The sequence below is a fragment of the Gemmatimonadota bacterium genome, assembly GCA_016714015.1.
GTDB lineage: Bacteria > Gemmatimonadota > Gemmatimonadetes > Gemmatimonadales > Gemmatimonadaceae > Pseudogemmatithrix.
In genome coordinates, this window is sequence record JADJNZ010000001.1 from 943,499 (window position 1) to 966,212 (window position 22,714).

The window sequence follows — 22,714 nt, forward strand, 5'->3', positions numbered from 1 at the left end:
CTCCTCGATGCGCGCATCGCTCCGCTCCCCCGCCCTGCTCGTCGCGGCCAGTCTCCTTGCGTCACCGCTCGCGGCGCAGGCCGCCGCCGCACCCGCCCCCACGCTCGCGCTGACACATGCGAACGTCGTCGACGGCCGCACCGCGACCGTCGTCCGCGACGCGACGATCCTCATCGGCAACGGTCGCATCCGGAGCATCCGCGCCGGCGCCCAGGCCCCGGCCGACGCGATGGTGATCGACCTGCAGGGACGCTGGGTCGCGCCCGGGCTCATCGATGCGCATACGCACATCGCGACGCTCGCCAACGCGCGCCGCGCCCTCCACTCGGGCGTCACCACGGTGCGCTCGGCGAGTGTCCCGGCGTTCCAGGACGTCGCGATGCGCGACCAGGCACGCGCGGGCCAGATCGCCGCGCCGGACGTACTCGCCACTGGCGTCTTCGTCTCCCCGAACCTCGGGGAGACGGTGCTGGCGGACCCGCGACTTGGTGCGCTCGCCGGTGGCGTGAACACCCCCGAGCAGTTGCGCGCCCTGGTGCGCGTGAACCTCGACCGAGGCGTCGACTGGATCAAGACGCGCGGCACCGAGCGTGCGGGCCTGCCGGACACCGATCCGCGCAAGCAGGTCTACGACGAGGCGCAGCTGCGGGCGATCGTGGAAGAGGCCGCCACGCGCAACGTGCCGGTGATGGCGCACGCGCACGGCGACGAAGGCGCGTACGCGGCGGTCGCCGCCGGAGTGCGTAGCATCGAGCATGGCACGTATCTCTCCGACTCCACCCTGCGCCTGATGAAGGCGCAGGGGACCTGGTTCGTCCCAACGCTTTCGACGGTGGTGGACCTGACGCAGCCCGGCGGCGACTATGACGACCCGGTGCTCGTGCTCCGCGGCCAGCACATGGCGCCGCGCCTTGAGGAGACCATCCGTCGGGCGCATGCTCTGGGGATCCGCCTCGCGACCGGCGCCGACACCGACTACGGCCCGGAGAGCCTCACGCGCATCGCGCACGAAGTGATGCGATTCCATGGCCTCGGACTCACGCCGGTGGAGGCGCTCGCCGCCGCGACGAGCGGAGCGGCCGAGCTCCTCGGCATCGCTGACCGCACGGGCCGCGTGGCCGAGGGGTTGGAGGCGGACCTGATCGTGCTGGAGGCGAACCCGCTCGAGGACCCGGCGCGCCTCCAGGATGTGCTGATCGTGATCACCAACGGGCGGGTCGCGCTGAACCGGCTCCCCTTCGGCCGCAGTGCCATCCGCTAACTTCCGGGCATGACACCTGAGACCGAGGCCGCGATCGCGGCGAAGGGGTACGCCCACCCCGAGAAGCTCGTGAGCACCGACTGGCTCGCGGCGCACCTGGGCGATCCGTCGCTCCGGATCCTCGAGAGCGACGAGGACGTGCTGCTCTACGAGATGGGCCACATCCCCGGTGCGCAGAAGATCGACTGGCACGCCGACCTGAACGACCCGGTGGAGCGCGACTACATCGCGCCCGACGGCTTCACCGCGCTGCTGCGCGCGAAGGGGATCGACACGACCACGCCGGTGATCCTCTACGGGGACAAGAACAACTGGTGGGCGGCGTACGCGCTCTGGGTGTTCGAACTCTTCGGGTTCCGGAACGCGCGGCTCCTCGACGGCGGACGCGCGAAGTGGGAGGCGGAGGGTCGCGCGATGGTGACCGACGTGCCGCGCTTCCCCGCGACGACCTACGTGGCACCGCCGCGCGACGATTCGCGGATCCGCGCCTTCCTGCCCGAGGTGCTCAAGCACCAACTGGCCAACGGCGCGATGATCGACGTGCGCTCCACTCCCGAGTACACGGGCGAGCGGACCCACATGCCCGACTATCCGCAGGAGGGGACGCTCCGCGGCGGGCACATCCCGGGCGCGCGCAACGTGCCGTGGGCGCGCGCGGCCGATCCGGATGGGGCGTTCAAGGCCGCCGCCGAGCTTCGCGCGATCTACGAGGGCGAAGCGGGACTGTCGCCGACCCAGGAGATCGTGACGTACTGCCGGATCGGCGAGCGCTCGTCGCACACCTGGTTCGTGCTGCAGTACCTCTTGGGCTATCCGACGGTCCGCAACTACGACGGCAGCTGGACCGAGTGGGGGAATGCCGTCCGCACACCGATCAAGAAGGGGAACGCACCGTGAGCGAGGACGCACCGAAGAAGGTCAACAACGTCGTCGTGCGCTGGGACGGCGATCACCGGTTCGACGCTAGCCGGCTGGGGAGCGAGCGCGCGATCCGCATCGACGCGGACGCGCTCACCGGACCGGGCCCGGTCGATACGCTGCTCAGCGCGCTGGCGTCGTGCACGGGCGTGGACATCGTGGACATCCTCGAGAAGCGCCGCACGCCGGTGCAGGGGATGACGGTCGAGGTGCGCGGCGAGCGCGCGAACGCCGTGCCGGCGCGACTCGTGCGGATCCACCTGCAGTACCGCATCCGGGGCGCAGGCATCGAACGCGTGCACGCGGAGCGGGCGATCGAGCTCGCGGTGACGAAGTACTGTAGCGTGCGCGACAGCCTCGACCCGGCGTTGCCGGTGGAGTGGAGCCTCGAGCTGGCCTGAGGAGCGAGGGGCGCGGCGAAGGAACGGGCAGCGAGCGTGGCGGGCAGAGGGACGAAGACGCGGGCGGCACCCATTCCGGGAGCCGCCCGCGCATTGCATCTGCCGCCCCTGTTCTTATTTCCGCCTTATTCCCTCCTCCTCCTGCTACGGCCCATCCTTGGTCCAGATCAACACCATTCCGCAGCGGCGATCGAGTCCGTTGAACTGCGCGGGGACCGTGGCAGGGCCGCTGTAGACCTCGATTCCCGCGATCTCGCGCGGGTTGGGGAGGAGCTCGAGCGGGAAGCGCGGGGGCATGGGGACGTTGTCGACCACGATCTGGACCGCACAGGCACCGGCGCCATCCCCGTAGATCGATCCACCTTCGCGCTTGCTGATGGCGACGAGGTCCGGGTTGCCCGAGGCGTTGGGCGTGGGCGCGAGCGAGATGCTCGGCGCGAGACGCAGGTAGTCCGCCGAGACTGGGAGATTGCGCTTGGTGATCTGCTCTTCCGTGAGGAAGAAGCCCCACCCCTGCTCACGACGCTTCTCGAACTCGATCATGCGCAGCGACCGACGCTCCTCGGTGACGACGACGCGGTCCATCGTCTGGATGGCCGGCTCCATCGTGAAGGAGAGCCGGAGCGTATCGCGCACGCCCACCTGGATGATCGAGGAGATGGGCCGGAAGCCGATGCGACGGACGATGAGGAGGTACTGGCCCGCGGGCACGTCGTTGAAGCGGAAACGGCCCTGCGAATTTGTCTGGAGTTTGATCTCCGTCCTGAGGACGCTGACCTCGGCGAACGAGACGGGCCGTAGCGAGGTGTCCGAGACGACCCCGTCGATCACTCCGGTGGTGCGCGGCGGGGGCGCGGGGGCAGCCGCCCGATTCGGGTTCGCCCATTGGGCGTCGACCCGACCGGCGAGGAGGAATGCGGCGGCGAGGAGAATCGCGGACTTCATGCGGCGCGTCATTCGCGGATGGTACACCGGTCGTGCCTCAGGGTTCAACGCTGGCAGGGTCGAACGCGACATTCCGCTCCTGACCAATCGGTCAGGTCAATCATATATCCGATACTTGCGGACTTCGCCGAAATGGTGCCTTTTCCGTTCGGCACATTACCGGCCGGGCGAGCGCCCTGCCGATGTCACGGATCGACGACAGTGACATGCGTAGTGTGACGCAAGGTACAACGCGGTACACCCTTACCAATCTTGGAGGTCACGTGGGAACGAGGAAACTCGTCGCGGCGATCCTCGCACTTGCCCTGGCGTTCGGTGGATCGAACGTGCAGGCGCAGGGGACGCGAGAGGTCACCGGCAAGGTCACGCAGGTCGGCGGCGCACCACTCGCTGAGGCCAGCGTCACGGTATTGGGGCAGCCCATCGGGGCGCGCTCCAACGAGAGCGGTGAGTACCGCCTTCGCGTTCCGGCGGGCGAAGTCACGCTCCTGGTGCGCGCGATCGGCTTCAAGCGCATGTCGGTGAAGGTCGCGGCGAACGCGACCACGCAGGATTTCGCACTTGAGAAGGACGTCCTGCAGCTCGAGGGCGTGACGGTGACGGGTCAGGCGACGACGGTGGATCGCCGCAACGCGACGACCCCGGTCGCCGCGGTGAACGCCGAGGAGCTCAACCGCGTCCCGGCGCGCTCGATCGAGAATCAGCTCTCGGGCAAGATCCTCGGCGCGCGCATCTTCGAGAACAACGGCGCGCCGGGCGGTGGTGCCCAGGTGCAGATCCGTGGCGCGACGTCGATCCTCGGGCAGGGCGACCCGCTCTACGTCATCGACGGCGTCATCGTCTCGAACGCGTCGATCCCGAACGCGGCGAACTCGATCTCGCGCGCCGGCGGCGGCGTCGGCGGTGGCCAGGACAACGCGGTCAACCGTCTCGCCGACATCAACCCGTCGGACATCGAGTCGGTCGAAGTGCTCAAGTCGGCGGCGGCCTCGGCCATCTACGGCTCGCGCGCGACGAACGGCGTCGTGGTGATCACGACCAAGCGCGGCCGCTCCGGCGCGCCGAGCTGGAACCTGACGCAGCGCGTCGGGACCGCGGCGCTCTATCGCAAGATCGGATTCCGGCACTGGGACGACATCAACGCGCTCGTCCCGGGCGGCACCGACTTCACCTGGATCGGCAACGCGGCCGCGCTCGATGAGGCGCAGGCGGCGTGCAACCCGAACTGCTCCAACTACGACTACGAGCAGCAGCTCTTCGGCCGCACCGACCCGACGTTCGAGACGATCCTCTCGACGCGCGGTGGCGCGGGCAACACGAAGTACTTCGCGTCGGTGAGCGACAAGCAGGAGGCCGGCATCATGCTCCGCACAGGCGCGCGCCGCACCTCGGGCCGCATGAACATCGACCAGACGATCGGCACGAAGGTGACGATCTCCGCCGGCCTCGGCGTGACGCGCAACTTCAATCAGCGCGGCATCACGAACAACAACAATGCCGGCATCTCGCCGACCTATGATCTGGGGTACATCCCCCACGTCATGGATTTCCGCCGCCAGGCTGACGGCTCGTGGCCGGTGAACCCGTTCTACGCCGGCGGCACGTCGGTGTCGAACCCGTTCGCGAACGCCGAGTACATCAAGAACAACGAAGAGGTGTGGCGCCAGACGGGCAACGTCCGCTTCGCGTACCAGGCCTTCTCGAACGCGCAGCACAATGTCAACGTCTCGTACCAGGCCGGCCTCGACCGCTTCCACCAGGACGGCATCGGCTTCTCGCCACCGTTCCTCCAGTTCGAGCCGAACGACAACTTCGCCGGCACGAGCTCGGTCTCGACGTCGCAGGTGATGCAGATGAACCAGAGCGTCAACGTCGTCCACACCTGGACGCCGACGCTTCCCTGGATCAACAGCCTGACGACCTCCTTCGGCGGGACGGCGGAAGAGCAGCGCCTGAAGACCTACCGGACGCGCGGCCGCGGCCTTCTCCCGACGGTCGGCCTCTCGGCCGGTGCCGCCGAGACAGTGGTCGAGGACGGTCGCCAGGAGTTCCGGGACCAGTCGCTGTACCTGAACGAGCAGGCGCTCCTCCTCAACGAGGCGCTCTCGGTCGCGATCGGCTTCCGCATGGACCGCTCGTCGGCGAACGGCGACCAGGAGAAGTATTACCTGTTCCCGAAGTACTCGGCGGCGTATCGCTTCGAGAAGCCCTGGTGGGCCTCGCAGTACACCGATGAGATCAAGCTCCGCGCCTCGTGGGGCCAGTCGGGCAACCGGCCGCGCTATGCGGACCGCGACGTGCTCTTCGCGAATGCCGGCATCATCGACGGCCGCTCGGGCCTCGTCTCGGCCGGCACGCTCGGCAACCCGGCGATCACGCCGGAGACGATGAGCGAGACGGACATCGGCATCGATGCCTCGTTCCTCAACCAGCGCATCAACTTCGAGCTCACGAACTACAGCCGCGTCATCACGGACCTCCTCCTCACCTTCCCGCTGCCGCCGTCGTCGGGCCTGGCGCAGCAGATCGTGAACGGCGGCCAGATGTCGGTGAAGGGCTGGGAGTTCGGCATCACCGGCATCCCGGTGCAGCGCGGCCAGTTCACCTGGACGTCGCGCATCAACTACACGGCGAACGAGCAGACCGTGGACAACCTGCTCGTGAACGGCGCGGTCGTGCCGGACTTCGCGGTGCCGGGTTCCTTCGGCGCCACGTACGGCCGCAACCGCATCGCCTCGGGTCTTCGTTCGACGCTGGTGTGGGCGAACGCCCCGCTGCGCCCGAACGGCACGGGCGGCTTCTCGGTGGCCGACACGATCGTCGGCGATGCGAATCCGTACCACCAGACGCAGTTCACCAACGACTTCACGTACGGCCGCTGGACCATGTCGACGCTGTTCGACTGGCGCAACGGCGGTCTCGTGTCGAACATGACGAACAACCTCTGGGACGAGGGCGGCAACTCGCGCGACTTCGACGAGCCGTTCCGCGGCACGACCAAGGGCCTGTATCGGTACAATGACACGTTCGCGACCGGCGACAGTCGCGTCTACATCCAGCCCGGGACGTTCCTGAAGCTCCGCGAGATCACGGTCTCGTACCAGGCGCCGAACACGTTCGTGAACACCTGGCTGAAGGGCGCCAAGGACCTGCGCGTCTCGCTCAGCGGCCGCAACCTCTGGGTCAAGACCGATTACTGGTCGTACGATCCGGAGTTCAACAACTTCGGCAACACGAACTTCAACCGTTTCATCGACCTCGCGCCGTTCCCGACGAGCCGCCAGTTCTTCTTCAGCGTCGACATCGGGTACTGACCAATGAGGAACTCCATGAAGAAGGGACTCATCCTCGGACTGACCGGCGTGGCGTTCGTCGCCGCGGCCTGCAGCGCCGATCCACTCTCGATCCCCAACCCGAACTCGCCGACGGTGGCGGGAGCGTCGGCCGACCCGGGCGCGCTGCAGTTGCAGGCGACGGGCATCACGCGCCAGCTCCGCGGCGGATTGGGGGCGTACATCACCGCCACCGCCCGGTTCGGTCGCGAGGGCTACATCTACACCCCGAACGAGGGGCGCAACACCTCGCACTACCTGATCGGACTCTCTGGACAGAATCGCCTCGACCCGACCGGCTTCGCGGTGGGCGTGTGGGGCGGCAACTACGGGAACCTGCGCGACATCTTCAACTTCAAGAACGTCGTGAACGGGAGCACGACCCTGTCGGCCACGCAGCAGAGCGCGGCCCTCGGGTTCGCGCGGACCATCGAGGCGCTCGAGCTGTTGTACGTGATCGCGGGGCGTGACTCGCTCGGCGCCGTGGTGCAGATCAACCAGAACGCGTCGGATCTCGCGCCGTTCGTCTCGCGCGACTCCGTCTACCGCTACATCCTCGGCACGCTCGACGGCGCCGATACGGATCTCGGCGCAGGCGGTGCGGCGTTCCCGTTCGTGCTCCACTCGGGCTTCGCTGGATTCAACACGCCGACGACGTTCCGGCAGTTCAACCGTGCCATCCGCGCGCGCGCGTCGGTCTACTTCGCCACGCGTGGCGGTGGCAACGCGCTCTACACTCAGGCGCTGACGGCGCTCGCTGCGTCGTTCCTGAACGGCGCGGCAGCCAACGCGGCGGCGATGGACGCGGGCATCTACCACGTCTACTCCACCGCGACGGGTGACGCGACGAACGGCGTCGGCCAGAATGCCGACTACCTGACGCATCCGTCGTTCGCCACGGACATCGCGGTGGGAGACCTCCGCGCGTCGAAGTGGACGGTGCTCGCAACGGCGCGCAATGCGCCGCAGAGCCTTGGCATCGCGACCAATCTCGCGATGAACCGGTACGCGGCCAACAACACCCGTGTCCCGGTCATCCGCAACGAGGAGCTCATCCTCCTGCGCGCCGAGGCGCGGTGGTTCACGAACGACAAGGCGAACGCGATCGCCGACCTCAACACCGTCCGGTCGGTCTCGGGCGGACTCGGCGCGAGCACCGTCACGGTCGGCTCGACCGATGCGCAGTTCATCGATGCGCTGCTGTACGAGCGCCGGTTCTCCCTGCTCTCCGAGGGGCACCGCTGGGTCGATCACCGTCGGTTCGATCGTCTGGGCGACCTGCCCCGCGACATCACGACGGGCAACAACGCGCACTTCGTAGCGCGCGTGATGCCGATCCCGCAAGGCGAGTGCCTCGTCCGCGCCCGCGCGAACGATCCGGCGCTCGCCGGGCCGGGGTGCTAGCGCAAGATGTAGGCTGAAGGACGAAGGGATGGTGAAGCGGGCCCGGCGATCTCTCGCCGGGCCCGCTTTGCGTTCTACCTTCTTCCTTCGGCCTTCTGCCCTCTGCCTTAGCGCCTCAGTTCGCGCAACGCGTGCGCGCCTTCCGCCATGATGATCCGCTCCATCGCCAGCTGGCAGGCGGCCTTCGACCCGGGGAGTGAGACGAGCAGCTTTCCGCGCGCACTCCCGGCCGTCGCGCGACTCAGGATCGCGGCGGTCCCGACCTGCTCCTTGAAGCTCAGCATCCGGAACAGTTCGCCGAAGCCGGGCATCTCCTTGTCGAACAAAGGGCGCACGACCTCGATGGTGCGGTCGCGTGAGCCGAGACCGGTGCCACCGGTCACGATGATCAGGTCAAGCTCGTCGCGGCCGAGCCAGTCGACGAGGCGCGTCAGCACCTGCGCCTCGTCGTTCGGCAGCAGGTCGGACGCCTGGACCGTGTGACCCGCCGTTGAGAGCGCCTCGCGCAGGTACCGCCCCGACTCGTCCGTCTCGAGGGTGCGGGAGTCGCTCACGGTGAGCACGGCGGCGCGCAGCGCAGTGAACCTCCTGGCGTCCGCGCGGTGTGCCTTCGTCCCGTCAGGGACGGTCACGCCCCGAGCCCCTCGGTGCGCAGCGTGGCGAGGACGCGCTCGCGAACGACCTTCGGGCACTTCGCCTCGTCGCGCGCCCGGTGCACGACCTCGAGGAATCGCCGCTCGAAGTCGGCGGTCTCGAAGCAGTGCTTGCAGCCGGCGACATGCGCCTTGAGGCGCGCCTCGAGCGTGTCGTCCACCTCCCCGTCGAGGAAGTCGAAGAGCTTCTCCAGCGCCGCGTCGCAGTCGAGGGGCGCGTGATCGTGGTGATGCTGGTCGTGCGTCATGCAGGACTCCGGGAAGCGCGATCGGTGATGAGGCCGGCATCGCGGGCGTGCTGGGCGAGACTCTGCTGCAGGAGCTTCCGGCCGCGGAACAGGCGTGACCGGACCGTGCCGACCGGCACGCCGAGTACCTCGGCGGCGGCCTCGTACGGCTGGTCCTCGAGATCGACGAGCACGACGACGCTCTTGAACGCCTCGGGGAGCGCATCGAGCGCGGCGGTGATCGCCGGCCCGAGGTCGGCGCGATCGAGGATCGGGTCGAGCCCGCCGCGCACCCACGCCTCCTGCGCCTGACTCGCTTCGGCGGCGGCGGTGGCATCGTCGTCGAGCGTCACCTCACGCTGCGCGCGCTCCCGTGACCGCAGGAAGACGTTGCGCGCGATGGTGAAGAGCCAGCGCCGAATGTCGGTCCCGGGCTCGAACGTGTGCCAGGAGCGGAAGGCGCGCAGATACGTATCCTGCACGACGTCCTCGGCATCGCTCACGTCGCGCGTCAGCGATCGGGCGAACCGGTAGACGTCGTCCATGGCGCCAAGGGCGGCGTTGGAGAACTCGGGAGGGGCGGCCGGGCGTGCGCCGGACTCTGGGGTGTCGGTCATCATGGGAACGTCTCACAAATCCCGGCCGGATGCAAAGGTTCCGGGGTCAGGGAGCCCCTCGCAGGGCATCGGGGCCGCGCGGACTTGCCGTGGCGCCCCGCTCGGACGGAGCTTTCGGCATGAGCATCGCCCATCTCCGAGAGGAGTACCGCCGCGAGCAACTGGACGAGCGTGATGTCGCCGCCGATCCGCTCGCGCAGTTCCACCACTGGTTCGAGCAGGCGCGCGCCGCCGAGGTGCACGAGCCCAACGCGATGGCGCTCGCGAGCGCCGACGCGCAAGGGCGACCGAGCGTGCGCACCGTGCTCCTCAAGGAGGCCGACGCGCGCGGCTTCGTCTTCTTCACCGACTATCGGAGCCGGAAGGGGCAGGAGCTCGACCGGGACGGCGCGCGCGCGGCGATCTGCTTCTGGTGGGGTCCGCTCGAACGGCAGGTCCGGATCGAGGGCCGCGTGGAGCGGATCGCCGCCGCGGAGTCGGAAGCGTACTTCCGGCAGCGGCCGCGTGGGAGCCGACTGGGGGCGTGGGCCTCCGCGCAGAGTTCGGTGATCGTGAGTCGCGAGGGCCTTGAGGCGCGGCACGCGGAGCTGGACCGCCAGTACCCGGGCGAGGACGTCCCCCTTCCGCCCCATTGGGGCGGCTACCGCGTGGTGCCGGATGCGTTCGAGTTCTGGCAGGGTCGGCCGAGTCGACTGCACGACCGGTTGCGGTATGTGCCGCAACGTGGGGGATGGAGGCTGGAGCGGCTCAGCCCTTGAACGGCCGATGAAGGGTGAAGGATGAAAGAGGGGCGGCCGTGCGGCCGCCCCTTCTGCCTCCTGCCTTCTGCCAGCTATCGCAGCGCCGCCAGGGCGTCCTTCGCCACCTTGAGCTGCGGGTCGAGCACGATGGCGCGCTCATACTGGGCCTTCGCGTCGGGCCTCTTCGACTGCTTCTCGAGGATCATGCCGAGCCGGTAGTGCACGGCGGCGCGGCTCGGACGCGAGTTCTCGGGCGTCCAATCGGGCTCCGCGGCGAGGGCGCGCAGGACCTGCTCGCCGCGGGGCAGTTGCTGTCCGGTGGACGCGGCCAGGCGGCCGAGCTGGAATCGCAACGCGATATCGGCTGGCCGGGCCTTGAGCGCATCCTCGAGCGTGGCGAATGCGGCGGGGATGCGTCCCCACTGCTGCTGGCGCTGGGCGAGCGCGATCACGGCCCTCACGCTGTCCGGGGCGGCGGCGATGGCGGCACGGAGGGAACGCTCGACGCCGGCGGTGTCCTTCTGGAAGGCGGCGATGTTGGCCGCCGCGAGGTGGCCGCGGTACGGACTGCGACTCGCGATCTCGCGCTGCTGCTCGCGCGCCTTCGCCGGGCTGCCGCCCATGAAGCCCGGGGCCTGGAGGTAGAAGCCGACGAGCCCGTCGCGCGCATCGAGCAGTGCGGGATCGAGTTCGACCGCGCGCTCGAACTCGGCCTTGATCCGGCGCGCCATGAACGGCTGGCGCACGGTGCTGGCGTCAGAGACCTGCGACCCGATGGCGTTGCCCAGCCAGAGATGATAGAGGCCGTTGCGACCGTCCTGCTCGATGGCGCGTTCGAACTGCGACTCGGCCTGCGCGGGCTTGTTCTCCCGCATCAGCCGCATCCCTGCATCGAACGCGGCCTTCCCCGCCTGCGCTTCAAGCGGGAAGACGAGGGTCGCCACCAAGAGTGCGGCGCGCAGGACCCACCGACGCGCCGCGTCCATCATCGAGTCCGCCGCCGTCACCACTGATGGTCCTCCGAATCCGTGAGTTCGTCCCTCAGCTTCGCGTAGCTCTCGAAGCGGGTGGCCCTGATCGTTCCCGCCTGCACCGCCGCGATCACCGCGCAGCCGGGTTCGCTGTCGTGCTGGCAATCCTGGAACCGGCATTCGCCGAGGAACGGCTTGAATTCGGGGAAGCACTGGTCGAGCGACTCCGAGGGCAGGCCCCACATCCCCACCTCGCGCAGTCCCGGCGTGTCGACGAGATATCCGCCGTCACCATCGGGGAGCGGGATGAGCTTGGCGCCGACCGTGGTGTGCCGCCCCTTGTTGACCGACTCCGAGATCTCCTGCGTCCGAAGGCCGAGCTCAGGGTGCAACGCATTGAGGAGCGACGACTTCCCGACACCGCTCGGCCCCGTGAAGGCAGTGATGCGGCCGTGGAGCTCCTGCCGCATCTCTTCGAGGCCATCCCCGCGCTTGACGCTGGTCCGATGCACCGGATACCCCGCCGCGACATACGGTTCCACCAGCGCCTCCACGACGGCGGGATCGCCGAGTTCGACCTTGTTCACGACGAGATGCGCGTGGAGGTCGTTGGCCTCGCAGATGACGAGGAAGCGGTCGATCATCCGCACGTGCGGCTCGGGCTTCGCGACGGAGAAGACGACGAGCACCTGGTCGATGTTGGCCGCGAGCACGCGCTCGCCATGGCGGCCGCCGGGTTCGCGGCGCGCGAGGACGCCGCCCCGCGGCCCGATCGCGGTGATGCGCCAGCCGCTGTCGCGTTCGTCGGCCTCGATGGTGACATGGTCGCCGACGGCGAGCTTGAGATGCCCCTTCATCTCCTGCTTGAGCCGCCCGGCGAGGGAGGCATCGGTCTCGGTGCCATCGTCGCGACGGATGCGCCAGATACCGCCGGTCCCCTCGGTCACGATCCCATTCGTCACCGGCGCCTCGCTCACGCGGAGGCCTCGCGCGCGCGGATCAACGCATCGAGCACCCGCTGCACCTCCTCGACCGGCATCGCCCCGAGGGCGGCCTTGGCCGCGGCGGAATCGGCCCCGTGCGCGAGGAAGTCCGACTCGAGGTGCCCTTCGACCCCCTGCTCACCGAAGCGCTTCCACTGCACAAAGAGGAAGAAGGCACCATACGCGCCCACGTCGGCATCGACCCGATCGGAGAGGATCTCGACGCTGTAGCTCCAGCCGTCGCGCCCCTCGAAGGCGGCGGGACGCGCGTGGACCGCCGCGTACCCGCCGATGGTGCGCTCGTCGCCCTTGGAGTGGTCCGCAGGAAGGAAGCGGCTCATCGGCGAGACCGGCGGCGGCGCGGAATCAGCGCGCCCTCGCGAGCGGATCGAGCGCGCGCCGCACGGGATGCGCGCCCCCGACGGTGAGGCGGTCGTCGAGGAAGTTCCAGGTGGTGAGTCCGTCGTCACTCTGCGGTTCGAGCATCATGGCCGCGACGAGCGCCATCGCCTGCTTGCCGCTGACCACCCAGCTCCCGCGCGGGACGGTGACACGCTGCTCGGTCCAGCGCCCCTCGATCCGGACCTCGCTGTGACCCTGGAAGGGCCGTGCGCCCTTCACGATCGAATCGATGGTGAACGCCTCGGCGCGCCCGGTCCAGGGGCGGGTGAGTCGTCCGGCCTCGATGCCGTGCGCGAGGAGACGTTCGACGATCGGCGTCATCGACGAATCGAGGATCCATGCCTCGGGGAGCGCGCGAGTGAGCGTCGCCTCGAACCGGTCGTAGACCGGCATCGGCACCGGGGCGAAGACGCGGCCGCGCTTGAAGCCGCGGCGCACCCCGGCCTCGTGGCGCACCGTGTCGCCCATGGGGATCAGGGGCTCGACGAGCACCGGCGCGGTGAAGGGGCGGGTGGTCATCTGCGCACGGAGCGGGACCGGCGCGGCGACGCCGCGCGCGAGCGCCTGCGAGCCGATGCGCGTGCGTGCCGTGAGCGTCCGCCCCTGCTCGCCGACGAGGCTCAGCAGCTCGCCGACGAAGGCATACGTCGCCTTCACGCGGCGCTCGAACGGGTCGTGCGAGTACGCCTCGCTCAGCACGCTCACGCGATTGCGCAGGCCGTAGTAGTTGGTGCCGAAGCGCGGCTTGTGCTCATAGGTGAGCCAGCCACCCTTGGCGAGCGATGCCGGGTCCTCGCGGCCGTTACTGGGGCCGGAGAAGTTGCCGTAGTCGAATGTCTCGAAGCCGCGGCGGGTCCGCACGCGCTCGCGCAGCGCGGGCAACAACGTGTCGCGCGTCCAGGGGCCGGCGGGTGCGAGCGCGCCGTCCATCGCGGCCGGGTGCAACGACGGCGAGTAGGTGAGGGCATAGCCGTGGTACGATCCGTCGGTCGTGTGCAGGTCGACGAAGACGTCCGGATCCCACATGGCGAACATCGCGAGCGAGGCACGCGACTCGGGGGCCTCGTTCTTGATGTAGTCGCGATTCAGGTCCATCTGGGCACCGTTGGGCCGCTGGCCCACGGTGGGCGGGCCATCCTGCTCGCCGCGCTGCCGCTCCTGCGGACCCCATGCATCGTTGCCGTCGGCGTTGTAGATCGGCACGGCGATGAGGATGATGGAGTCGAGCGCGTTCGGACGCGGGTCGAGCATCAGGTCCCGGAGCAGGGCCTGCAGCGCCTCCTTCCCCTCGACCTCCCCGCCGTGGATGTTGCCCTGCACGTACACGATCGGCTTGCCGCTCGCGCGGGACTCGAGCGGCGTGCGCACCAGCGGGCGCGAGACCACGACATAGGGAAGCTTCTTCCCCTGCACCGTCGCGCCGATGTCGCCGCGGACCCAGGCGGTCGGCGCCTTGGCCTGGAGCGCATCAAGGAAGCCGACGACGTCCGCGTAGCTCGATGTGGCCGTGTAGTTCGATGCCTCGGCGCGCGTCTGCTGCGCCGTGATGGAGGCCGAAGGATGAAGGAAGAAGGTGAACGACGTCACCGCCATCATCCAGCGCCGGACCATCATTCCCCCGTCCACCTTCAGCCTTGATCGCGTGCTCATACCGGCTTCCCCGTCTTCGGATAGAATGTCCTGCCTTCCGTGGCCATCCGTTTCAGGATCGCCGCTGGTGTGAACCGTCCCGCGTGCTGCACGTCGAGCGACTCGAGCTGCTGCACGATCTCGGCGATGCCCACCGCGTCCGCGTGGCGGAACGGTCCGCCGCGGAAGGGGGGAAAGCCGATGCCGAACACGGCGCCGATGTCGCCGTCGCGCGCCGACTTCACGATGCCCTCCTCCAGGCACCGCGCCGCTTCGTTCACCATCGCGAGCGAGAGGCGACGCTGGATCTCCTCGCGCGGCACCTCGCGGCGCCGTGACCCGCCCGCATAGAGCTGATACACGCTCTCGTCGACGCCGGTGCGCTTCCCGTTCTCGTCGTACGCATAGAAGCCCTGCTTCCCCTTCCGCCCGAGACGGCCGGCGCCGAGGACCTTCACCAGCGCCTCGCTCGGCTGCATCCGGCCCCCGAACGCGTCGGCCATGATAGCGCCGGACTTGCCGGCGATGTCGAGCCCGACCTCGTCGATGAGATTGATCGGCCCGACGGGGAACCCGAACTTCGTCATCGCCGCATCGATGGCGTCGATCGCCGCGCCCTCGTCGAGGAGCTTCCCCGCCTCGTTCACGTACGGCGCGAGGATCCGGTTCACGAAGAAGCTCGGCGCATCGTTCACGATGATGACCGTCTTGCCGATGCGACGCCCGTACTCGACCACCGTGGCGGTGACCTCGGGTGCCGTCCGCGCGGTCACGATGACCTCGAGCAACGGCATCTTGTGCACGGGGGAGAAGAAGTGCATCCCGATCACGCGCTCGGGGCGCTTGCTCCCGTCGGCCACCTTGGTGATCGGGATGGTGCTCGTGTTGGTCGCGAAGATCGCGGTGGGCGCGAGGACCGCCTCGGTCTCCTTAAGGACCGCGTGCTTGACCTTGAGGTCCTCGAACACCGCCTCGATCACGAGCGGGACCCGACCGAAGCCCGTGTACTCGACGGTCCCGGAGACGAGCCCCACCTGGTCCTCATACTGCTGGCGCGTGATGCGGCGCTTGGTGAGCCCGTCCTTGATCACATCGCGCACCGCGGCCACGCCCTTCGCCACCCGGTTCGCGTCGGTGTCCTTGAAGCGGACCGGCACGCCCTGCATCACGCTCACCGCGGCGATGCCGGCGCCCATGAATCCCGTCCCGAGCACGGCGATGCGGTCCACGGGCATCGGCTTCACGTCAGCGGGGACGCCGCTGTCCTTCTTGAGGGCGGTCGTCGCGTAGAAGAGGAACATCAACTCGCGGCAGACGGGCGTCATCGCCATCTCGCCGAAGAGCCGGGCCTCCTCGGCGTAGCCGTGGGCCTCGGAGGAGGCCGAGTAGCCGGCGCTCACCGCCTCGATGGCGGCCATGAGGGCCGGGTAGTGCCCGCCCGACTTCTTGAGCGTCTGCTCCTTCGCCTGACGGAAGACGACGGCGCGGCCGATCATGTTGTCGTCGAGGAGAATCTCCTTCGCCCCATGCTGCCGGCTCTCGCGCTGGCGCGGGATGGTGCCGGCGGCGAGCTCCTTCGCGCGCTGGATCGCGATGGCGCGGAGGATGCTCGGATGCACCATCTCGTCCACCAGCCCGATCTGGAGCGCCTTCTTCGCGCGCACGTTCTTGCCGGTGAGGATCATGTCGAGCGCGGCCTGGAGACCCACGCGCTTGGGCAGGCGCTGCGTGCCGCCCGCGCCGGGGATGAGTCCGATCTTCACCTCCGGGAGCGCGAAGACGGTCTTGGGCGAGTCGGCGGCGATGCGATAGGCGCAGGCGAGCGCGAACTCGAGTCCGCCGCCCAGGCAGGCACCGTCGACGGCGACGACGACCGGGACGCGCCCCTTCTCGATGCGGTGGAACATCGCGTGCCCGAAGGCGCTCGCCTTGGCCGCGTCCGCCGCGACCTTGAACTCGAGGAACTGGTCGATGTCGGCGCCGGCGACGAAGTTGCCCTTCTTGCCGGAGATGAGTACCGCACCGACGATGCTGGTGTCCTTCTCGATCCGGTCGATGTGCGCCGTGAACTCGTCGATGACGGCCGGCGAGAACTTGTTGACCGACTCGCCGGGCAGGTCGAAGGTGAGGACGGCGATGCCGTCGACGACCTCGAGGGTGACGGCCTGTGAGGTGCTCATGCGCGCTCCACCACCATCGCGAAGCCGAGTCCACCGGCCGCGCAGACGGTCATGAGGCCGAACTGCCCGCCGCGGCGGGCGAGCTCGTTCACCAGCGTGGTCGTGATGCGCGCGCCGGTGGCGCCGAACGGATGGCCGATGGAGACCGAGCCGCCCATCACATTGAGCTTGCTGCGGTCCACGGTGCCCACCGGCGACGAGAATCCGGCGCGTTCGGCCCAGTGCTGGCTCTCGAAGCCACGGAGGTTGCTCAGCACCTGTGCCGCGAAGGCCTCGTGCATCTCGACGAGATCCATGTCCTTGAGGGTGAGGCCGGCGCGCTTGAGCGCCATCGGCGCCGCGAGGACCGGCGCCTGGAGGAGCTGCTCGCCCGGGTCGAGCGCGGCATAGGCATAGCCGCGGATGTACGCCTTGGGCTGGTAGCCGGCGGCCTTCGCGACATCCTCGCGCATGAGGAGCACCGCGGCGCCACCGTCCGTGAGCGGCGACGCATTGCCCGCGGTGACGCTGCCATAGCGTCGATCGAACACCGGCTTCAGCCCGGCGAGCGCCTCGGCGGTCGTGTCGGACCGGATGCCGTTGTCGCTCGTCATCGCCGTCTCGAACCGGGGCGGCACCATCACGGGCACGATCTCGGCGGTGAGGCGACCGTCGGCGGTGCCCTTGGCCGCGTTCAGGTGCGAGGCGAGCGCGAGCGCATCCTGCTCCTCGCGTGTCACGCCGTTGAGCTTCGCCATCTTCTCGGCCGACTGGCCCATCGTCTCGCCGGTGGTCGGTTCGGCGATGGCCGGCGTGATCGGGATGAAGTCCTTCGCGCGGATCTTGGCGAAGGCCTGGACGCGCTGGGTGAGCGTCTTGGCCTTGCTCGCGGCGACGAGGGCGTCGGAGAACCCGCGCGAATGGAGGATCGGCACGTTCGAGAGCGACTCGGCCCCGCCGGCGATGGCGACCGTGGCGTGCCCGAGCGCGATCTGGTCGGCGGCGTTGGTGATCGCCTGGTTCGCCGAGGCGCAGGCGCGCGAGACGCTGTACGCATCCAGCGCCTTCGGCAGCAACGGCATGAGGGCGATCTCGCGCGCGATGTTGGGCGCGAGGACCGACGGCAGGACGGTGCCGAAGGTGAGGAGGTCGACCGACTTGGGGTCGAGATCGGTCCGGTGCACCAGTTCGCTGACGGCGATCTTGCCGAGCTCGATCGCGCTGAGCGACTTCAACAGGGTGCCGGACTTGGCGAAGGGTGTGCGGACGCCCGCGATGATGGCGACGCGCCGACCCGGTTCGTAGATGGGCATGGGGGAAATCTAGGCGGAAGGCCGAAGGAGGAAGGGGGAACGCCGAGTCCGCCCGCGGCCGCTCGCGGCGGCGGCGTCCCGGCGGTAAGCTCCCCGCATGAGTTCCCCGGCGATGCCCCGGCGCGGTCAGCGGCTCTCCGAGTTGGGAGACCGCCGCTTCGACCTGCTGGTGATCGGCGGCGGGATCACCGGCGCGGGGATCGCGCGCGATGCAGCGCGCCGGGGGCTGGCGGTGGCGCTGGTCGAGCGGGAGGACTTCGCGTCGGGCACGTCCAGTCGGTCATCGCGACTCATCCACGGCGGGGTGCGCTACCTCGAGCACGGCTATCTCCACCTCGTGTTCGAGGCGAGCCGCGAGCGGCGCCGGCTCCTCGAGCTCGCGCCGCACCTCGTGCGCCCGCTCCAGTTCACCTGGCCCGTGTACCAGGGCGCGCGGGTCCCTCGCTGGCAGCTCGCGGCCGCGCTGACGCTCTACGACGCCCTCGCGCTCTTCCGGAACGTCGGGCGCCACCAGCGACTCGGGCGAGACGGCGTGCTCGAGGCGGAGCCGGCACTCGCCACCGAGGGCCTCAAGGGAGGCGCCGCCTACTGGGACGCCTCGACGGACGACGCGCGGCTCACGCTCGCCAACGTCCTCGACGCGGCGCACGCCAGCGCGACCGTGCTGAACCACGCGGTCGTCGAAGCGCTCACCTTCCCGTCCGCGCATGGGCCGGCGGACGGCGCGATCGTGCAGGACCTGATCGGCGGGACCTCGGTGCGCGTGCAGGCGCGGGTGGTGCTGAACGCGACGGGCCCGTGGACCGACGAGGTCGCCGCGATGGAGGAGACGACCCGTGGTCCGGCCGTGCGCGGCACGAAGGGCGTGCATATCGCGGTTCCGACGGCGCGGGTGGGGAACCGGGCCGCGGTGACGATGCTCTCCCCGGACGACGGGCGCGTGATGTTCACGCTCCCGTCGGGGACGCACACGATCATCGGCACGACCGACACGCCGACCCAGGAGCACCCACACCAGGTGCGCGCGACCCGCGCCGACGTGCGCTACCTGCTCAACGCCTGCAACCGGTTCTTCCCGGCGGCCGAACTCACCGAGGATGACGTGATCGCGGCGTGGGCGGGGATCCGGCCGCTCGTCGCCACCGCGAAGGACGGACCGCCCGCGTCGGCGAGTCGCGAACATGCGATCCGCACCTCGCCGCGCGGGGTGATCCAGGTGACCGGCGGGAAGCTCACGACGTATCGCGAGATGGCGGAGCAGTGCGTGGACGTGGTGATGCGGCACCTGGGCACCCGTGCGCGGAAGTGCGACACGATGCGGACGCCGCTGCCCGGCGAGCGCGCCGCGGCGACACTCGAGGACGTGCGCCTCGACGCGGCGCTGCCCTGGCGGGAGAGCGACGTGGTGCACGCCGTGCGGCACGAGTGCGCCGAGCGCATCGCCGACGTACTGGTGCGACGCACCACGCTGGCCTTTGAACGACGGGATCATGGTCGCGCTCTCGCCCCGCGAGTGGCCGCCCTCATGGGGTCGGCGCTCCGATGGACCGACGCCGGGGTCCGGCTGGCGCTCGAGGACTACGAGCGCGACGTGCAGCGGATCTTCGCGATCGAGCCCTGACGACGCACCGATCCGGCCCACTCTCGCGTTGACCCGCCCTCCGTGCGGGGGCACCTTACGTGCGTCCCCCCCCACCCCGACCGTCCATGCCGACCTTCCCGATCCGCCGCACGCTCGCGGCGACCCTGTTCACCCTCGCGGCCTGCGCGGGCGAGGCTGGCCCGGTGCCGCTCGTCGTCGAGTCGCTCCCGTCGCCCACGCAGGGCGACGCCGCCGAGCCCTTCGTGTCGCGCGCCGCGGACGGGACGCTCTATATGAGCTGGCTCGAGCGCCAAGCCGACTCGAGCGTGGCGTTGCGGCTCGCGCGGCGCGATGCGGCCGGCGCCTGGGGCGACCCGACGACGGTCGTGCAGCGCCGCGACCTCTTCGTGAATTGGGCGGACTTCCCGTCGGTGGTGCCGCTCGCCGACGGCCGTCTGCTCGCGCACTGGCTGCAGCGAAGCGGCGACGGGAAGTTCGCGTACGACGTGCGCGTCGCCGAATCGCGCGACGCGGGCGCGACCTGGACGGAGAGCGTCGTGCCGCACGCGCAGGGGGTGCCCGCCGAGCACGGCTTCGTTTCGATCCTCCCCGCGGCGGACGGCGGGGCGGCGATCATCATGCTCGACGGCACCGCTGGCGCGCTCGCCGCCGAGGCGGCGAAGCAGGGCGGCGGTCATGATGCGCACGGCGGCGGGATGCAGCTCGGGTACGCTGCGTGGAAGGACGGGGCGGTCATCGAGCAACGGATCCTCGACACGCGCACCTGCGATTGCTGCCAGACGACCGCGGCGATGACGTCGCGCGGCCCGGTGGTGGTGTACCGGGACCGGAGCGATGACGAGATGCGCGACATGGCGGTGACGCGCCTCGTCGATGGCGCGTGGACCGCGCCGGCGACGCTGCACGCCGATGGCTGGAAGATCGACTACTGCCCGGTGAACGGCCCCGCCGCCGGCGCCATCGGCGACACGGTCGCGGTGGCCTGGTTCACCGGTGCGCAGGACACGTCGCGCGTTCGCGTGGCCTTCTCGACCGATGCGGGCGCCACCTTCAGCGCGCCCGTGCGCGCCGACGATGGCCTCCCCGCGGGGCGCGTGGACCTCGAGATGCTGAGCGGCGACGCGGCGCTCGTGAGCTGGATCGAACGGCAGGCTGGCGACACCGCGCAGGTGCGGATGCGCGTCGTGCGCCGCGACGGCACGGTGGAGCCGGCCGTCATCGTCAGCCCGTCGAGCGGAGCGCGGTCGAGCGGCTTCCCGCGCATGGCCCGCGATGCCGAGGGCGTGACGATCGCCTTCACGCTCCCGGGCAAGCCCAACCAGGTGAAGGTGGCCCGCGTGCGGACGGGGACGCGATGAGCGCGCGGCGACTCCTCCCGGCGCTCTTGGCCGGTGCGGTCGCGGTCGCCTCGTGCAGCAGGTCGGGAGAGGCGGCGCGCGCACCCGTGGCCGTCGGCGCGCCCGCACCTGCATACGCGGCGCAACGACAGGATGGCACCTCGGTCTCGCTCGCGGACCACGCCGGCGACGTGGTGCTGGTGAACATCTGGGCGACCTGGTGCAAACCGTGCCGCGCGGAGATCCCCGCCCTCGACACGCTGCATCGCCGCTATCAGGCGCAGGGCCTGCGGATCGCCGGCGTGAGCATCGACGTGGACGACGACCGCGCGAAGGTCGCCGAGTTCGCCGCCTCGCTGGGCGCCTCGTATGCGATCTGGTATGACCCCGACGACAAGGTGAGCACCACCTTCCTCGCGCTCGGCGTGCCGGCGAGCTATCTGATCGGCCGCGACGGGACGTTGCGTTGGCGGCACGTGGGGCCGGTGACGGCGGACGACGGCCCCCTGAACGCGGCGCTCAAGGTCGCGCTCGCCGAGGCCGTCCCCGGCGCCGAGCCGCCGCCCGCACCGGGTCCCCCCCCGACCCCATGACCCGCGAGATGCGGTATCCCGCGCTGCTGCTGGCGATCCTCCTCGCCTGGACGGCCGCGCTCGGGATCGCCCCGCATTTCCGGCAGGACTGGCTCCTCGAGAACCTGCTCGTGCTCTTCTCGATCCCCGTGCTGGTGCTCACCTACCGGCGGCTGCGGTTCTCGAACGCGGCCTACACCTGTCTCTTCGCGTTCTTCATGTTGCACGAGGTGGGGGCGCATTACACCTACTCGCTCGTCCCCTACGACGCGTGGGGCAGCGCGCTCCTCGGCGTCTCGGTGGACGGCCTGCTCGGGTTCGAGCGCAACATGTTCGACCGCGCCGTGCACCTGCTGTACGGCGTGCTGGTGACGCCGGCGGCCGTGGAATTGTTCGCCGCGAAGGCGCCACCCGTCGGCATCTGGCGATTCCTGATGCCGCTCTTCTTCATGAACGCGCACGCGGTGATCTACGAGACCATCGAGTGGCTCGCGGCGGAGGCGTTCGGCGGGGAGCTGGGCGCGGCGTACCTGGGGACGCAGGGCGACGTCTTCGACGCGCAGAAGGACATGGCGCTGGCCTTCGCGGGCACGCTCGTGTCGCTGACGGTCGTGCTCTGGTGGCGCGCCCGACGCGGCACCCGCGGCAGCACCGGCTGAGGCGCGCCGCCGCTACGGCGCCACGTCGTCGTGGATCGTAACGAGCTTGGTGACCTTGAGCTTCCGGATGCCCGCCGGGAGCTTCAGCACGGCGATCTCGCCGACCTTCTTGCCGAGCAGGGCGCGCCCGATGGGCGAGGACATGGTGACCTGCCCGTCGTCGAAGTCCTCGGCGTCGCCGAAGATGAGGTGGTAGTCCTCCTTCACCTTCGTCCCCTGGTCCTCGACGGTGATCTTGGAGCCCATCCCGACGGCGTCGGTGGCGATCTGCGACTCGTCGATGGACGACAGCTTGGAGAGCCGCTGCGTGAGGTGCCCGAGGCGCGCCTGCACGAACTGCTGCCGTTCGAGGGCGGCCTTGTACTCCGAGTTCTCGCGAAGGTCGCCGAGCTCGACGGCCTTCCGGATCTCGTTGGGGAGCGTGACGTTGAGCTCGAACCGGAGCTTCTCCGCCTCGTCGGTCAACTTCTGCTTGAGGGCCTCGATCATGCTCATGCGGATCCCGTCTCTCGGGCGTAGAAAAATCCGACGCCCGGCCAGGGATGGCCGGGCGCCGGGGGCGTCCTGCGTCTGGGTCAAAGCTACGTC

Annotated in this window: 21 protein-coding genes; 10 read left to right on the plus strand and 11 right to left on the minus strand. The window is 69.7% G+C overall.

All coding sequences use genetic code 11. The features are described from left to right. Positions 1 to 7 precede the first annotated feature (7 nt). Genes IPJ78_04015 through IPJ78_04025 form a run of 3 tightly spaced genes read left to right on the plus strand, consistent with a single transcriptional unit; the run spans position 8 to position 2,580 of the window. The gene (locus IPJ78_04015; GenBank protein MBK7905710.1) at positions 8 to 1,261 is read left to right on the plus strand and encodes an amidohydrolase family protein; all 1,254 of its coding nucleotides are present in this window, start codon (positions 8 to 10) and stop codon (positions 1,259 to 1,261) included. Between the two features lie 9 nt (positions 1,262 to 1,270). Then, positions 1,271 to 2,158 carry a sulfurtransferase gene (locus tag IPJ78_04020; protein MBK7905711.1) on the plus strand — a complete coding sequence of 296 codons (888 nt, stop codon included), beginning with the start codon at positions 1,271 to 1,273 and terminating at the stop codon, positions 2,156 to 2,158. After that, entirely contained in the window at positions 2,155 to 2,580 is a 426-nt protein-coding gene (locus tag IPJ78_04025) for an OsmC family protein (protein MBK7905712.1), read from the plus strand. Before IPJ78_04020 ends, IPJ78_04025 begins: the two co-directional genes overlap by 4 nt. 144 nt (positions 2,581 to 2,724) lie before the next feature. Here IPJ78_04025 and IPJ78_04030 read toward each other — a convergent pair whose 3' ends face one another. Then, positions 2,725 to 3,537, minus strand: a complete 813-nt coding sequence (locus IPJ78_04030; protein ID MBK7905713.1) for a carboxypeptidase-like regulatory domain-containing protein — start codon at positions 3,535 to 3,537, stop codon at positions 2,725 to 2,727. Positions 3,538 to 3,788: 251 nt separating this feature from the next. Here IPJ78_04030 and IPJ78_04035 point away from each other — a divergent pair, with 251 nt between their 5' ends. Continuing rightward, complete coding sequence (locus IPJ78_04035) at positions 3,789 to 6,839, plus strand: SusC/RagA family TonB-linked outer membrane protein (GenBank protein ID MBK7905714.1); 3,051 nt, start codon at positions 3,789 to 3,791, stop codon at positions 6,837 to 6,839. A 15-nt stretch (positions 6,840 to 6,854) separates the two neighbouring features. Beyond that, the gene (locus IPJ78_04040) at positions 6,855 to 8,261 is read left to right on the plus strand and encodes a RagB/SusD family nutrient uptake outer membrane protein (GenBank protein MBK7905715.1); all 1,407 of its coding nucleotides are present in this window, start codon (positions 6,855 to 6,857) and stop codon (positions 8,259 to 8,261) included. Positions 8,262 to 8,368: 107 nt separating this feature from the next. Here the strand turns inward: IPJ78_04040 and IPJ78_04045 are convergent, their stop codons facing one another. Genes IPJ78_04045 through IPJ78_04055 form a run of 3 tightly spaced genes read right to left on the minus strand, consistent with a single transcriptional unit; the run spans position 8,369 to position 9,758 of the window. Further along, positions 8,369 to 8,836: a MogA/MoaB family molybdenum cofactor biosynthesis protein gene (locus IPJ78_04045; GenBank protein MBK7905716.1), complete on the minus strand. Its 468-nt coding sequence runs from the start codon at positions 8,834 to 8,836 to the stop codon at positions 8,369 to 8,371. Positions 8,837 to 8,889: 53 nt separating this feature from the next. Next, entirely contained in the window at positions 8,890 to 9,162 is a 273-nt protein-coding gene (locus IPJ78_04050; GenBank protein MBK7905717.1) for a zf-HC2 domain-containing protein, read from the minus strand. Then, on the minus strand, positions 9,159 to 9,758 hold the full coding sequence (locus IPJ78_04055; protein ID MBK7905718.1) for a sigma-70 family RNA polymerase sigma factor: 600 nt from the start codon (positions 9,756 to 9,758) through the stop codon (positions 9,159 to 9,161). The genes IPJ78_04050 and IPJ78_04055 overlap by 4 nt, the downstream gene beginning before the upstream one ends. A 119-nt stretch (positions 9,759 to 9,877) precedes the next feature. On the opposite strand from IPJ78_04055, the gene pdxH reads away from it, so the two are divergent. Next, the gene (pdxH, locus tag IPJ78_04060; GenBank protein ID MBK7905719.1) at positions 9,878 to 10,516 is read left to right on the plus strand and encodes a pyridoxamine 5'-phosphate oxidase; all 639 of its coding nucleotides are present in this window, start codon (positions 9,878 to 9,880) and stop codon (positions 10,514 to 10,516) included. A gap of 74 nt (positions 10,517 to 10,590) precedes the next feature. Here pdxH and IPJ78_04065 read toward each other — a convergent pair whose 3' ends face one another. Genes IPJ78_04065 through fadI form a run of 6 tightly spaced genes read right to left on the minus strand, consistent with a single transcriptional unit; the run spans position 10,591 to position 17,955 of the window. Continuing rightward, positions 10,591 to 11,505 (minus strand): tetratricopeptide repeat protein, encoded by a 915-nt coding sequence (locus IPJ78_04065; protein MBK7905720.1) that lies wholly within the window; start codon positions 11,503 to 11,505, stop codon positions 10,591 to 10,593. Then, entirely contained in the window at positions 11,502 to 12,446 is a 945-nt protein-coding gene (gene rsgA / locus IPJ78_04070) for a ribosome small subunit-dependent GTPase A (protein ID MBK7905721.1), read from the minus strand. Before rsgA ends, IPJ78_04065 begins: the two co-directional genes overlap by 4 nt. Continuing rightward, positions 12,443 to 12,793 (minus strand): hypothetical protein, encoded by a 351-nt coding sequence (locus tag IPJ78_04075; GenBank protein MBK7905722.1) that lies wholly within the window; start codon positions 12,791 to 12,793, stop codon positions 12,443 to 12,445. Before IPJ78_04075 ends, rsgA begins: the two co-directional genes overlap by 4 nt. Before the next feature lie 25 nt (positions 12,794 to 12,818). Continuing rightward, positions 12,819 to 14,465 carry a hypothetical protein gene (locus tag IPJ78_04080; protein MBK7905723.1) on the minus strand — a complete coding sequence of 549 codons (1,647 nt, stop codon included), beginning with the start codon at positions 14,463 to 14,465 and terminating at the stop codon, positions 12,819 to 12,821. Between the two features lie 35 nt (positions 14,466 to 14,500). Next, on the minus strand, positions 14,501 to 16,663 hold the full coding sequence (gene fadJ, locus IPJ78_04085) for a fatty acid oxidation complex subunit alpha FadJ (GenBank protein ID MBK7905724.1): 2,163 nt from the start codon (positions 16,661 to 16,663) through the stop codon (positions 14,501 to 14,503). Continuing rightward, a complete protein-coding gene (fadI, locus tag IPJ78_04090; GenBank protein MBK7905725.1) occupies positions 16,660 to 17,955 on the minus strand; it encodes an acetyl-CoA C-acyltransferase FadI in 1,296 nt (431 codons plus the stop codon). Before fadI ends, fadJ begins: the two co-directional genes overlap by 4 nt. A gap of 97 nt (positions 17,956 to 18,052) precedes the next feature. Between fadI and IPJ78_04095 the strand changes: the two genes are divergently transcribed. The 4 genes from IPJ78_04095 (at position 18,053) to IPJ78_04110 (ending at position 22,126) form a co-directional block, all read left to right on the plus strand. Then, positions 18,053 to 19,576 (plus strand): glycerol-3-phosphate dehydrogenase/oxidase, encoded by a 1,524-nt coding sequence (locus tag IPJ78_04095; protein ID MBK7905726.1) that lies wholly within the window; start codon positions 18,053 to 18,055, stop codon positions 19,574 to 19,576. An 86-nt stretch (positions 19,577 to 19,662) separates the two neighbouring features. After that, positions 19,663 to 20,916, plus strand: coding sequence for an exo-alpha-sialidase (locus tag IPJ78_04100; GenBank protein MBK7905727.1), 1,254 nt, complete (start codon positions 19,663 to 19,665; stop codon positions 20,914 to 20,916). Beyond that, positions 20,913 to 21,488, plus strand: coding sequence for a TlpA family protein disulfide reductase (locus tag IPJ78_04105; GenBank protein MBK7905728.1), 576 nt, complete (start codon positions 20,913 to 20,915; stop codon positions 21,486 to 21,488). The genes IPJ78_04100 and IPJ78_04105 overlap by 4 nt, the downstream gene beginning before the upstream one ends. Continuing rightward, the gene (locus IPJ78_04110) at positions 21,485 to 22,126 is read left to right on the plus strand and encodes a DUF2238 domain-containing protein (protein MBK7905729.1); all 642 of its coding nucleotides are present in this window, start codon (positions 21,485 to 21,487) and stop codon (positions 22,124 to 22,126) included. The genes IPJ78_04105 and IPJ78_04110 overlap by 4 nt, the downstream gene beginning before the upstream one ends. A 12-nt stretch (positions 22,127 to 22,138) precedes the next feature. Here IPJ78_04110 and IPJ78_04115 read toward each other — a convergent pair whose 3' ends face one another. Further along, entirely contained in the window at positions 22,139 to 22,621 is a 483-nt protein-coding gene (locus IPJ78_04115) for a GreA/GreB family elongation factor (protein ID MBK7905730.1), read from the minus strand. Positions 22,622 to 22,714 lie beyond the last annotated feature (93 nt).

What these genes read in the sequence shown, in the direction of transcription:
- IPJ78_04020 (MBK7905711.1), top strand. Translation starts at nt 1,271, where the DNA reads ATGACACCTGAGACCGAGGCCGCGATCGCGGCGAAGGGGTACGCCCAC.
- pdxH (MBK7905719.1), top strand. Translation starts at nt 9,878, where the DNA reads ATGAGCATCGCCCATCTCCGAGAGGAGTACCGCCGCGAGCAACTGGAC.
- IPJ78_04095 (MBK7905726.1), top strand. Translation starts at nt 18,053, where the DNA reads ATGAGTTCCCCGGCGATGCCCCGGCGCGGTCAGCGGCTCTCCGAGTTG.
- IPJ78_04115 (MBK7905730.1), bottom strand. Translation starts at nt 22,621, where the DNA reads ATGAGCATGATCGAGGCCCTCAAGCAGAAGTTGACCGACGAGGCGGAG.
- IPJ78_04040 (MBK7905715.1), top strand. Translation starts at nt 6,855, where the DNA reads ATGAAGAAGGGACTCATCCTCGGACTGACCGGCGTGGCGTTCGTCGCC.
- fadJ (MBK7905724.1), bottom strand. Translation starts at nt 16,663, where the DNA reads ATGAGCACCTCACAGGCCGTCACCCTCGAGGTCGTCGACGGCATCGCC.
- IPJ78_04055 (MBK7905718.1), bottom strand. Translation starts at nt 9,758, where the DNA reads ATGACCGACACCCCAGAGTCCGGCGCACGCCCGGCCGCCCCTCCCGAG.
- IPJ78_04075 (MBK7905722.1), bottom strand. Translation starts at nt 12,793, where the DNA reads ATGAGCCGCTTCCTTCCTGCGGACCACTCCAAGGGCGACGAGCGCACC.
- fadI (MBK7905725.1), bottom strand. Translation starts at nt 17,955, where the DNA reads ATGCCCATCTACGAACCGGGTCGGCGCGTCGCCATCATCGCGGGCGTC.
- IPJ78_04015 (MBK7905710.1), top strand. Translation starts at nt 8, where the DNA reads ATGCGCGCATCGCTCCGCTCCCCCGCCCTGCTCGTCGCGGCCAGTCTC.
- IPJ78_04050 (MBK7905717.1), bottom strand. Translation starts at nt 9,162, where the DNA reads ATGACGCACGACCAGCATCACCACGATCACGCGCCCCTCGACTGCGAC.
- IPJ78_04110 (MBK7905729.1), top strand. Translation starts at nt 21,485, where the DNA reads ATGACCCGCGAGATGCGGTATCCCGCGCTGCTGCTGGCGATCCTCCTC.
- IPJ78_04030 (MBK7905713.1), bottom strand. Translation starts at nt 3,537, where the DNA reads ATGACGCGCCGCATGAAGTCCGCGATTCTCCTCGCCGCCGCATTCCTC.
- IPJ78_04080 (MBK7905723.1), bottom strand. Translation starts at nt 14,465, where the DNA reads ATGGTCCGGCGCTGGATGATGGCGGTGACGTCGTTCACCTTCTTCCTT.
- IPJ78_04105 (MBK7905728.1), top strand. Translation starts at nt 20,913, where the DNA reads ATGAGCGCGCGGCGACTCCTCCCGGCGCTCTTGGCCGGTGCGGTCGCG.
- IPJ78_04100 (MBK7905727.1), top strand. Translation starts at nt 19,663, where the DNA reads ATGCCGACCTTCCCGATCCGCCGCACGCTCGCGGCGACCCTGTTCACC.